The following is an 11,951-nucleotide window of genomic DNA, read 5'->3' as shown; positions in this document are numbered from 1 at the left end:
TCACTTCACCTCACCAAATTCAGCGGCCATCCAACCCCGACGCCCATCAGACAGTTGCACGTTGTACCATTTCTCTCCTTTGCTGTCGGTAAACGGCTGAATATAGACCATCACGGTTCCCTTTGGGACGGTCGCAATAATCGGATAAGACGTCGTCGCTCCTTTTCGAATATTGACGGCAGCTAGGGCGATGACATGCTTGGTGCTGTCGCTGCTGACGGCGGATGTCGAGACATCGCCGGAATAAATCCAACCTTTCGACGAAGAGGAGAGAACGATGTTGTACCACAACCCTTGGGAAGTAACGTGCGCCCCGACTACTTGCAGGGAAGCTCCTGCCTGTTTATAAGTGATGACGCGATAGCTCGTTGACGCTCCGCTGCGGATGGCTGCATTGTTTTTCACTACATAGATGACGGAAGGTAAAGACGGCGAAGCGGGCTTGCTGGCAAGTTGTTGTTGAAGTTGTTGAATTTGTTGTTGCTGGGCGTTCAGTTGTGCTTTCAAGTTGGCAATGTCGTTTTTCATTGGGTTGAGCTGGGAAGTCACCCAGTCGACGCTCGCTAACACGACTTCTTCCGATGCTTTCATTGCTGATGGCGTAAACAAGAGAGCGCCTGCCGTCATTCCGACCGCCAAGCTGGCAACAATGGCCCATTTGGATTTTCGTTTCATCATGTTCATCTCCCCCGTTTTTCGATATGGCAAAGAAAGGAGAATAATAGCTTTCCTAACGAAAAGGCCGGTGAGCCCCAACGGATTCACTCGGTTCATGAGAAATCGCGAGGAATGACAATGCGATGCTGTCATGTCCCTCGGTTTGACGAACTAAAGATTTGCGGTCGCTTGCGTTACCGGCCTTCTCATGCTATTATTCTCCGAATACGAACAAACTAGAATTGACTGAAATAGTCTTCCAATCCTTCGCGAATGCCGACGGCCGCTTTTTGGCGGAACGCTTTCGTTTTCAGCAGCTCCTCCTCATTTGGATTGGAGAGGAAGGCGAGCTCAACAAGAATGCTTGGCAGCTCGTTTTTTCGGTTGACGTAATAGTCTTGCGTTTTATGGCCGCGGTCGTACGTTCCGAGCTGTTGGACAAGATGTTTTTGCACAATGGCGGCCAACTGTTGGCTTTTTGGCCCATTGAAGTTGCTCGATACGTTGTAGTACGTTGTCGTTCCGCGAGATGTCCGCGAGTACGAGTCGGCGTGAATGCTGATGAAGGCGTCGTAATCGGAACTGTTGGCGATCCATGTCCGTTCAGACAGCTCCAAAAAGATGTCGGTGCTCCGCGTCAATTTGACGATGGCCCCGGCCCGTTCCAATTCTTCTTTTAGCAATAAGGCGGTGTCGAGAGTAATATCTTTTTCCCGCGTGCCGCCAGGACCGATCGCTCCCGTGTCGTGCGCTCCATGTCCTGCGTCAATGATGATTTTTTTGCCTTTGAGCCCGGTCTCGAGAATTTTCAGCGTCAATCGGTCGCTGTAATGGCGAAGGGTGAACGTGTACCCCGGTTCAAAGGTGATGAGCAGGCTGCTGCCGGTCCATTCCACCGTTTGTATGCCGGGAATATCGGTCGACGGGACTTCGGCGTAGGAAAACGAGCCGGTGATTTTCAGACGATTGCCCGGCAACAACGAATAGGAGACGCGGAAATTGGAAGTTTTTCTCCATATCAAATAGGCATCTTCGTTGACGGTTGAAAAGGTTGGTTCAACGAGACTATTTAAGGCGACGGTAGAGGTGCTCGATTCCTCAACCCATCCGCGCACTCCATTGGATGTTTCGACATTCAGCCACCCATGATATTCGTACAGGACAGCAAGCCGCTCATTCGCTGCCAACGCCTTCAATGATGGATAGTTCGAAGATGCACCTCGTCGTAATAGAGTGTTAGCCTGTTTGACGTATACGTAGGATGGGGCTTTTACTTCAAACGCGGGCATCCATCCCGTTTTTCCCGATGCAGAGGTGACTTGCACCCAGTCGAACGGAGACCCGTCTGTCGTCTTCAAAACCGTGACCGTTCTGTTTTTCGCAATCCGCTCGATGACTGCGGCGCTCAACGAAGGTTCGGCAAACAGCGCCGCATTAGCGGTTGTCACCTGTTTTTGCATCCCTGCGCTGGCTGGTGGGGAAAGGTACGACTTGGTTACGACCGTCTCGTGCACCCAGCCGAGTGTTTTTCCATTGAGAGACACTTTGTACCAAAGCGCTCCCGACGCATCTTTGGCGCTTGACAGGCTGTTCAATTTGGTTCCTTTTTTCAGTTGGGTGACGACTTTGGCTTTTAAAGATGGAGCTTGCCGCACATTGGCGAACGACACGCTGACCGTCAGCGGCTGGCCTGAGATGCTGGACGTATCCGAGACACCGCTTGGAACCGAAATCGTTGATGACATCGACAACACTTTTTCCGACACCCATCCCCGGACGTGTCCGAGATCAACACGGTACCAAAGCTCCTGACCATGTGTGACGAATAAATCGATCACCTTGACAGATTGACCGCGTGACACTGTGGCGACGGCTTGGTAATGGACGTTCGCCCCGCGGCGAACCGGGGAGGACTGCACAATGTTCATGAATGCCGGCAAAAGTGTCGGAAGCTGTTCTGGTATGTAGATCTGTTCTGCTTTTATCCATCCTTTGACTCCCGCCCATTCCACACGCACATACTGTTCCCCGAGCGAATTGGTGAACTGGGCAATGATCGAGACGACATCGCCGTTAGACAGTGTTTTCACGATTGGATAGTAAGGGGATGCCCCCTTGCGCATCGCAATGTCGTTAGCGGCGATGACTGCCCGCTTTCCGACGAGCATAGAAGGCGGTTGGTTGGAAAAGCTGTCGGCCCGCGCCCAGCCGGCGACGCCTCCGTATTCGATGCGGTACCACGTTTCGCCAGCTGTATTTTGGAACTTGTCGATGATCTTCACTTGTTGGCCAGCGGGAATCGATCCGACGACTTGATATGAATCGGTCGCTCCTCTTCTCAGCAACGAGTCTTGTTTGGCGAACATCACGGTAGGAAAAGCAGAAGAGACGCGCGCTTCCGAAAAGCTGTCGGCCCGCGCCCAGCCGGTGACGCCTCCATATTCGATGCGGTACCATGTTTCGCCAGCAGCATTTTGGAACTTGTCGATGATCTTCACTTGTTGGCCAGCGGGAATCGATCCGACGACTTGATATGAATCGGTCGCTCCCCTCCTTAGCAAAGAGTTCTGCTCAGCGACCATCAGGGACGATGAGGACGGACTCCCATCTGCAGCTAAGACGGCTGACGGCCATAGCGGGCAAGTCGCCAACAAGACGGAAAGAAGCGTTTTTTTCAAGGATTCGATCCCCTCCTTTTTTCAAGTTTGCGTTTTCTCTACTATCATAGCGAATTTTGCCGTTTTATCCAACCCGAATTCAGTCCTATTATGAGGAAAAATGAAATGTTTTGTTGAAAAAGGGAGAATGAGAGGACGATGACGGTTGCGGAAGACGAGAAATCTCATATGTGTGGTGGTTAAAACAGGAAAAAAGGTGCCCGGCTGAGGTTTTTGGACACCTTTTCTTACAGACTGTTAATTTTCGCTTTGCACCGACGGCGAATCGTTGCGTGTGAGGGAGACGTTGGACGTCTCAAGCGCTTGCCGAAGCGTTTCATTGATTGAGCTAACCGATTGCTCATCCGGGATGTAGTAGTATACGCCGTTGATCGTTTCATCGTATCCTTTCAAATGTAAATTTTCTACATCCGCGTTCTTCATTTTTTGATAGACATAGATAAACGACAACAAATCGGACGGAGGGATGTTCGTCCGCACGTGATCCCCTAAATCGGCGATGACGTCATCTAGCTTCGGCAGCGAGGTGATGGACGTGCTTTTGTCAATAATGGCCCGGATGACTTGTTTTTGTCGCTCGTTGCGGCCGAAGTCGCCGCGGGGGTCGGATTTTCTCATGCGCACATAGGCGAGCGCTTCATTGCCGTTCAACTCTTGTTTGCCTTTATGGAACGTATGCCATTTGAGTGAACCTGTCAGTTGGGCTTTGAATGTGAACGGAACATCCACCGTGACGCCGCCTAACGAATCGACAATTTTTTCGAACCCTTCAAAATCAGTCGTCACGTAATAGTCGATCGGTACATCGATCAGCTTATTGACGGCTTCCATTGTCGATTGAATGCCCCCATAGCTATAGGAGTGGGTGATTTTGTCCTTCCGTCCTTCGCTTGGAATGTATACCCTAGTGTCACGGGGGATGCTCAACAAGTACACTTTGTTCGTTTTTGGGTTGACGGTCAGCAGCATGACGACATCCGATCGCCCTTTCTCATCATGATACTGGTTTTCGACTCCTACCAGCAGGACGGTAAATGGATCTTTGCGCATTTCAATGTGATCTTTCCGACTACCCGGTGGTTTGAGGGCTTCATAAATCTTGTCCGATGCTTTTTTTGTCTCGGAGTAAATGTTATAGCCAAAAGCCCCTACTCCGCCGATTAAAAGAAGAAACAAGAGCAGCACGAATCGGCGAAGTCGCTTCTTTTTTTTTCGTTTTCTTGTCGATTTTCTCGTATTCATGGTTATTACCCTTCTTTCCTTACAGTTTCGTTTCAAACGGGAGCAGCCGTTCCCTATATTCAGCTGCGCCCACTACGAGGTCCGCTCTTCCATTGGTCAATTCCGTCACCCATTCAGCAAACAGCGATTGTCCATCTTCAGGAACAAGCACCTCAAAGGTGACACGATCCGCGTAATGGATGTTTTTGATCATATAGGTTGACGCCCGCAATTCGTTTTCCACTTTGCCGAGCCATGGATAGTCGATCGTGACATGCATGACGCGCATGAGACGGCGTTCGACGATGCCGGCGGCTTTTAGCCCTTCGGTGACGGCGCGACTATAGGCGCGTACCAATCCTCCGGCGCCAAGTTTGATGCCGCCGAAATAGCGGGTGACGACGGCAACGGTGTCCTTTAGTCCTTTTTTCTTCAATACTTCCAGCATTGGCACGCCTGCAGTGCCGCTTGGTTCTCCGTCATCGTTGGCTTTTTGAATCTGGTCGTGTTCGCCGATAAGGTAAGCCGAGCAATTATGGGTTGCGTCCCAATGCTTCTTTTTGATTTGCTGGATGAAGGCGATGGCTTCTTCCTCCGTCTCGGCGCGGCTGATATAGCAAATAAACCGTGATTTTTCAATCACGATTTCTTGTTCGCCATACCCTTTGACGGTGTAATACGATGGCAGCAACGCCAAACCCCCCGATCGTTAAGAAGGTATGCGATGATTTTGCTGAAAAAGGTAGCGATTTGCGCTGACTATGGTAAACTGAAAATACAAGAGTTGCAGACAGGGCATGCTTTTACTATTATAAATCGACAACTTTTTTCCTTCAAATAAATTTTGATGGCGCTCGTGCGCACGGCTTGGCAGCGCTGCTGGAGGTTGGCAAATGGCTGGGGAAAAACGTTGGGATGTCAAACAGTTGGATGAAATTGTCGAAAAAATGATCGACACCGTTCAACATAGCAAAGACGAAATTTTCCAGATTGGCGAGCAGTCAAGGCAAGAGCATGACCACTTATTGCGGGAACTCGAAGAAGTGAAGCGGTTGACGGCCGAGACGATCGAAGAGGCGGATCGTTTGGAAGGGGAAGCACGGCAGGCGCGCCGTCGCCTGTCGGAAGTGAGCCAAAACTTTTCCTCCCATTCTGAACGGTATATTCGCCAAGCGTATGAAGCCGCCCATGAGCTACACGTCAAACTGGCGATGGTGCGTGAACGCGAAAAGCAATTGCGCCTGCGCCGTGATGAACTCGAGCGGAGGCTGGCGAGCCTTTCTCAAATTATCGCGCGCGCTGACCATTTAGTTGGGCAAATCACCGTTGTCCTCAACTATTTAAACAGCGATTTTCGCCACGTGAGCGAAATGATTGAGGGAGCTAGACAAAAGCAAGAATTCGGTTTGAAAATCATCGAAGCGCAAGAAGAAGAACGACGGCGTCTGTCGCGGGAAATTCATGACGGTCCCGCACAAATGCTCGCCCATGTGCTTCTTCGCTCCGATTTGGTGGAAAAGGTGATCAAAGAGCGGGGAACCGAAGAAGCGATCGCCGAAATTCGCGATTTTCGCAAAATGGTGCATTCGGCTTTGTCGGAAGTGCGTCGCATTATTTATGACTTGCGGCCGATGGCATTGGATGACCTTGGACTGGTGCCGACACTAAAAAAATACTTACAGACGGCCGAAGAATATAGTAAGGGAGTCCATATTTCTTTTGTACATATCGGCGAAGAAATTCGGCTGCCGTCGCGGATGGAGGCGGCCGTGTTTCGGCTTGTCCAAGAATCCGTGCAAAATGCTTTGAAACATGCTGAAGCGCGCCGCATTGATGTTAAGCTGGAAGTGGCCTGCCAACACGTATTGGTCAGCGTCAAGGACGACGGCAAAGGGTTCGACCCGGCCGTTAAAAAAGAAAACGCGTTCGGTCTGATCGGCATGCGAGAGCGGGTCGAGCTTCTTGGCGGCACATTGGTGATCCGTTCGAAACCTGGCGGCGGAACGACGGTGTTCATCCGCGTCCCGTTGGACCGTGCCGTTTCGGAAGACAGGTGATGGGCTGACTAGCCAATCGTGCGGTTGGGTCAATAAGGAACACAGGCTGCGCTTTTGGAATAAGGCGGAGCGCCCCCTGACATGTTGCCGCGCCAAGTCAGTAAGGAACACAAGCCGCTCTTGCGTGATGCCGATGCACAACGGGAATGGAATTTGGTATCCCTAATTGGTCAGCACGGTAAGAACTCAAGTGAACGTTCGACAAATACATCTTAAGGAGGAGAGGAACCGATGAAAACACGCATTGCTATCATTGACGATCACCAACTGTTTCGTGAAGGCATTAAGCGTATTTTGGAGTTTGAGGGCGACTTTGAAGTCGTGGCGGAAGGAAGCGGCGGAAGTGAAGCGCTTTCGATCGTGGAAACACATCGCCCAGATTTGGTGCTGATGGACATTAACATGCCGGACATTAACGGCGTTGAAGCGACGAAACAGCTGATTGAAGCCTACCCTGATACGAAAGTGGTCGTGCTGTCGATTCATGACGATGAAAACTATGTCATGCGCGCCTTGCAGACGGGAGCGACCGGCTACTTGCTTAAAGAGATGGACGCCGATACGCTAATTGAAGCGGTGAAGGTCGTGGCGGAGGGAGGTTCCTATTTGCATCCGAAAGTGACGCACAATTTGATTCGCGAATACCGCCGTCTGGCGATGGAAAAAAGCGGGGGAGCAGTCAAGCGAGAAGTGCGCCGTCCGCTCCATTTATTGACGCGACGCGAATGCGAAGTGCTCCAGCTGTTGGCGGATGGAAAAAGCAACCGCGCCATCGGTGAGGCGCTGTACATTAGCGAGAAAACGGTGAAAAACCATGTCAGCAGCATTTTGCAAAAATTAAATGTCAATGATCGGACGCAAGCGGTCGTTGTGGCGATCAAAAACGGCTGGGTGGAAGTGCGCTGACCTCCCTAGGCGTTGGCGATCGGAGGCTGGCGGTCCCGCTTTCCCCATCGTTTGTTTTCGTTCGGTCGCGCGGAAACGGCATTCCCGCTTTTTGGATCGAAGGGCGAAAGCGAACGGGCAGCGCCAAGAACAACAAGCGGTTAGAGACGTCAGCGGGCATCTTTTGTTTCCGTTTCATCCTGCGCGCTCGCTAGTAAGAGTGGTGGGCCGTCCGCCTTTTTGGTATAATGGAATTAAATTCCCGGTCAGGAAGGAATGGAGTTTGTGAAAACCGCAATTGTTACTGACAGTACGGCCTATTTGCCAAAGGACGTGCGCGAGAGGTTGGGCATTCGCCTCATTCCGCTCAGCGTCATTTTTGGCGAGGAAGCGTATCGTGAAGAAATCGACATGACCGCTGACGAATTTTTCGCCAAAATGAAAACACATTCTGTGTTGCCGACGACGTCTCAACCGTCGGTCGGTGAGTTCGTTGACTTGTTCACCGCCATTCGTGACGAAGGGTACGATGCGGTCATCAGCATCCACCTTTCAAGCGGCATCAGCGGCACGTATCAAGGGGCGGTTACGGCGGGAACGATGGTCGAAGGATTAAGCGTTTACGCCTACGACTCGGAAATCAGCTGCATGGCGCAAGGATTTTACGCCATCGAGGCGGCGGAGATGGCGCAGGCGGGGAAAACGCCGGACGAGATCCTCGCCCGCCTCGATGAAATGAAGCGAACGTTGCGCGCTTATTTTATGGTCGACGACTTGTCCCACCTGCAGCGCGGCGGACGGCTGACCGGGGCGCAGGCGTTCATCGGCGGCCTCTTGCAAATCAAGCCGCTTCTTCGCTTTGAAAACAAAGTGATCGTGCCGTTTGAAAAAATCCGCACGCGCAAAAAGGCGGTCAAACGAATCGAAGAATTGTTCGCCGAAGATGCCGCCAAAGGCGTGCCGCTCAAAGCCGCCATCATCCATGCCAACCAGCCGGATGAGGCGAACCGCTGGCGCGACGAGCTGTCCGCTCGCTATCCGCACGTCGAGTTTTCAATCAGCTATTTCGGTCCAGTCATCGCCACCCATGTCGGCGAAGGCGCGCTTGGGTTGACGTGGTATGAGCTGTGAATTGGGGGCGCCAAGCGCCTCAAGGAGGCCGGTGAAAAACGGCTTTCGCACACCAGTTAGCGGTGTTTTCTTTCAAAAAGGAAAGCTGATTCTTGAGGGTTTCTCTAATTGAGAAATCGATGGAATCAGTAGTATTTTTGCACTAAATCACCAGCTTCCTAAGAAGGGCGGTGATTTACTTGCCCAACCGCTTCTCGGAATTGTTTCTCAAGTAGAAAAAACTTGTTGCATCAGTCCTGCTTTTTACTCGTTCTCTCATTCGATGAAGGTCAGTAGCGTTTCACCAGTCTTCTAGGCTCGAGGGCCGGGCGCAAGGAGGAACGGTTCGCTCCGCCTTGCGCTACGGCGAATCGGTTGGCTAGTTTTGTTTGTCTTGTCGATCAAGATGCCCTGTTTGGCATTCATGGGGCGGAATGAGCGTCAATATGGGGTTGTTATTCATGGAACTTTTCGGTTTCTCTCCCGCCTTCGCTGCTCTCCCATGTTGTGAGCCGTTCTCCTGCAACTGTATTCCCCATCGCCGCGCGCTTTCATTCATTGCTACATCGTTTTTTCCTCTCTCCTTCTTCTCAGCGAGAAGGCTGGCCGAACTTGTCGAACGGTTTTCCTCTCCTGAAAAATGTGTCGCTATTTCCCCGGGAATGTTGTCGAAACACGTTGTCGATCGCCTCGATGATTCTGTGCGGCTTTTTGATGGTGCCGGATTTCACTGCATCCATTTCTTTCGAAGGTCGATATGTCGTGAAAAAGACGGTCCAACCACATCTTGACTCTATTCGGAAAAACGTTTTTGCCTCCACTTTCTTTTTTGATCGAAGGTTGCCGTTTTTTGCTTCCTCCCCATCTTTTCATCATTTTGTTAGAAGGGCGGTGATTTGCTAGCACAACCGCTTTCTCGCTTCGTTTTTCAACTAGAAAAACCTTGTAGCGTCGTTCCTTCTTTTCACACATTCAACTCATCGATTAAGGGGAACAGCGGTTTTCCACCCGCCTTTTAGGGAAAAACATCGTCAGCTCCGCTCTTTCTTCATAACACTGGCTCATTGATGCGCTCAAAATCTTTCACCTTGGGGGCGCGTTTTTACCGCATCACTGCGCCATCCGCTCTTTTTGGCTCCCAGCTCGGGAACATGCTTTTCTTGCATTTTAAAAGGAGTGATGCTCATTGTACATTCTCCCATCTTCTGTCGCTTCGCCGCTCGTTTCCTGGCTGAACGGCCAGCGTCTCCCGCGGGAGCAGCTGCCGTTTCCTGATGAAGACATCGCCGCCGCTGTCCAGACCGGTTTGCTTCACGAACAGCCCGGGCTTATCAAAACAGCGCGCGCCTGGCGCTGCGTCCGCTGCGGAAATGACGATCCCCATCTTTTTGCCTCATTTCCGTGTGCCCGCTGCGGATCGGACTGCACGTATTGCCGCAAGTGCTTAGTGATGGGGCGCATCAGCACTTGCACCCGCCTTGTTCATGCGGCGTTTCTGCATCCATCTGAGCGTTATGAAGCGCCGCTCGCTTGGGACGGGGAACTATCCGCCGCCCAAGCGGAGGCCGCGCAGGCTGTCTGCCAAGCGGTGCTTGACCGAAGCGAGCTCACCGTTTGGGCGGTATGCGGGGCGGGAAAGACGGAAATTCTCTTTCTCGCTATCGCTGCGGCGCTTGAGAACGGCGAACGCGTTTGCCTCGCCACGCCGCGGATCGATGTTGTCCGCGAGCTCGCTCCCCGCTTTCGCCAAGCGTTTCCCCGCGTTCCACTCGCCGTTTGGCACGGAGGAAGCGAAGAGCGCGGACGAATCGCTCCGCTTGTTCTCTCCACGACCCATCAGTTGTTGCGCGCCTACCGCGCGTTTGATGTCATGATCATTGATGAAGTGGATGCGTTCCCCTACTCGGTTGAACCGATGCTCGAATACGCTGCCAGTCAAGCGCGAAAAGAGCAGTCGAGCCTTATTTATCTGACTGCCACCCCATCGCGCGTCTGGCAGCTCGACATTCGGCGCGGGCGGCGGAAAGCCGTCATCATCCCGGCTCGTTATCACGGCCGTCCGCTTCCCGTCCCGGCGTTCGAATGGTGCGGCAACTGGCGAAAGCGCTTGGAGCGCGGCCGTCTGCCTGATAATGTCCTGAGGTGGGTGCTCCGTCGTTTGGAACACGGAAAACAAGCGTTTTTGTTTGTTCCTCGTATCGATGAGCTTGAAGCTGTCACCCGTCTCTTGCAGCGTGTCAATCCCACCATCGTCGGCGTTCATGCCGAAGCCCCAGACAGAGCCGAGCACGTTCAGGCGTTTCGCGATGGGCGCGTGCCGCTGTTGGTGACCACAACGATTCTTGAACGGGGCGTGACGGTGCCGAACATCGACGTGGCCGTTCTCGGCGCCGAAGACCGCATCTTCACGGAAAGCGCTCTCGTGCAAATCGCCGGCCGCGTGGGCCGCCACGCCGTGTTTCCGGATGGCGATGTCCGCTTTTTTCATCACGGAAAAACGAACGCGATGGTGCGAGCGCGCCGCCATATCCTCCGCATGAATGAAGAAGCGAAGAAACGGGGGCTATTGCGCCGATGAACTGCCTTCTTTGCCATTCCCCGTACAATCCGATTGCGAACTGGCGCCGGCTTCTTTTCCTCGAAGACCTTGACGTCCTTTGCCCGCGCTGCCGGGGGGCGTTCCAACTCATTGACGGCTGCCTTTGCGAGATGTGCGGCCGCTCGCTCGAGGAGTCGGCGCCTTCGATATGCGCCGACTGCCTCGACTGGGAGGAAGATGAGCGCTGGCGCGGAGTGCTTGCGAAAAACCGTTCCGTATACGTATACAACGAGTGGATGAAAGAAGTTATTGCTTTATGGAAATTTCGTGGGGACTATGCGGTGGCGGAGGCGTTCCGCCAGCCCTTGACCGCCGTTTTTCGCCGCGATTTTGGGTCGGGGTGGCACATCGTCCCGATCCCATTGAGCCCCGAACGGCTGCATGAACGCGGCTTCAATCAAGCGGAAGCGCTCGCCCGCCTGCTTCCGTTTCCATCCTTCCCTTGGCTGGCCCGCAAACACTCTGAAAAACAATCGAAAAAATCACGCCGCGAGCGGCTTGAAACGGACAATCCGTTTTTTCTCTCCGGACATCCGCCAATCAATGGGAAGCGAATCGTCCTCATCGATGACATTTACACGACGGGCGTCACCGTTCGCCACGCGGCCCGTGTGCTGCTGGAGGCGGGGGCGGCCGAGGTGGGATCACTGACGCTAGTGAGGGCGTGAGCGGGCTAAACATTTGCCGAGGGGATGCCGATATAAACAGTAAGAGAACAACGAGCGAGGAAACATGATGATGCGT

9 protein-coding genes are annotated in these 11,951 nt (G+C 52.7%); 5 read left to right on the top strand and 4 right to left on the bottom strand.

The window, feature by feature from the left end; genetic code table 11:
- The 4 genes from ACTVIM_RS15555 to ACTVIM_RS15540 form a co-directional block, all read right to left on the bottom strand.
- The gene (locus tag ACTVIM_RS15555; RefSeq protein WP_445613114.1) at positions 1-678 is read right to left on the bottom strand and encodes an SH3 domain-containing protein; all 678 of its coding nucleotides are present in this window, start codon (positions 676-678) and stop codon (positions 1-3) included.
- Positions 679-893: 215 nt separating this feature from the next.
- Positions 894-3,335 carry an SH3 domain-containing protein gene (locus ACTVIM_RS15550; RefSeq protein ID WP_445613113.1) on the bottom strand — a complete coding sequence of 814 codons (2,442 nt, stop codon included), beginning with the start codon at positions 3,333-3,335 and terminating at the stop codon, positions 894-896.
- A 237-nt stretch (positions 3,336-3,572) separates the two neighbouring features.
- Complete coding sequence (locus tag ACTVIM_RS15545) at positions 3,573-4,577, bottom strand: LCP family protein (RefSeq protein ID WP_445613112.1); 1,005 nt, start codon at positions 4,575-4,577, stop codon at positions 3,573-3,575.
- 19 nt (positions 4,578-4,596) lie between these two features.
- Complete coding sequence (locus ACTVIM_RS15540; protein ID WP_445613111.1) at positions 4,597-5,247, bottom strand: YigZ family protein; 651 nt, start codon at positions 5,245-5,247, stop codon at positions 4,597-4,599.
- A gap of 202 nt (positions 5,248-5,449) precedes the next feature.
- Here ACTVIM_RS15540 and ACTVIM_RS15535 point away from each other — a divergent pair, with 202 nt between their 5' ends.
- The 5 genes from ACTVIM_RS15535 (at position 5,450) to ACTVIM_RS15515 (ending at position 11,875) form a co-directional block, all read left to right on the top strand.
- Complete coding sequence (locus ACTVIM_RS15535) at positions 5,450-6,613, top strand: sensor histidine kinase (RefSeq protein ID WP_445613110.1); 1,164 nt, start codon at positions 5,450-5,452, stop codon at positions 6,611-6,613.
- A 231-nt stretch (positions 6,614-6,844) separates the two neighbouring features.
- Positions 6,845-7,519, top strand: a complete 675-nt coding sequence (locus ACTVIM_RS15530; protein ID WP_445613109.1) for a response regulator — start codon at positions 6,845-6,847, stop codon at positions 7,517-7,519.
- 264 nt (positions 7,520-7,783) lie between these two features.
- Positions 7,784-8,629, top strand: coding sequence for a DegV family protein (locus ACTVIM_RS15525; protein ID WP_445613108.1), 846 nt, complete (start codon positions 7,784-7,786; stop codon positions 8,627-8,629).
- A gap of 1,165 nt (positions 8,630-9,794) precedes the next feature.
- On the top strand, positions 9,795-11,186 hold the full coding sequence (locus ACTVIM_RS15520; protein WP_445613107.1) for a DEAD/DEAH box helicase: 1,392 nt from the start codon (positions 9,795-9,797) through the stop codon (positions 11,184-11,186).
- On the top strand, positions 11,183-11,875 hold the full coding sequence (locus ACTVIM_RS15515) for a ComF family protein (RefSeq protein WP_445613106.1): 693 nt from the start codon (positions 11,183-11,185) through the stop codon (positions 11,873-11,875). Before ACTVIM_RS15520 ends, ACTVIM_RS15515 begins: the two co-directional genes overlap by 4 nt.
- Positions 11,876-11,951: the final 76 nt, after the last annotated feature.

The sequence above is a fragment of the Geobacillus sp. YF-1 genome (assembly GCF_052692335.1).
The sequence above is the reverse complement of the archived record's forward strand: the minus strand, read 5'-3'. Positions and strand labels throughout refer to the sequence as shown.

Coding starts and splice junctions, on each gene's coding strand:
- ACTVIM_RS15535 (WP_445613110.1), top strand. CDS start 5,450: ATGGCTGGGGAAAAACGTTGGGATGTCAAACAGTTGGATGAAATTGTC.
- ACTVIM_RS15530 (WP_445613109.1), top strand. CDS start 6,845: ATGAAAACACGCATTGCTATCATTGACGATCACCAACTGTTTCGTGAA.
- ACTVIM_RS15515 (WP_445613106.1), top strand. CDS start 11,183: ATGAACTGCCTTCTTTGCCATTCCCCGTACAATCCGATTGCGAACTGG.
- ACTVIM_RS15545 (WP_445613112.1), bottom strand. CDS start 4,577: ATGAATACGAGAAAATCGACAAGAAAACGAAAAAAAAAGAAGCGACTT.
- ACTVIM_RS15555 (WP_445613114.1), bottom strand. CDS start 678: ATGATGAAACGAAAATCCAAATGGGCCATTGTTGCCAGCTTGGCGGTC.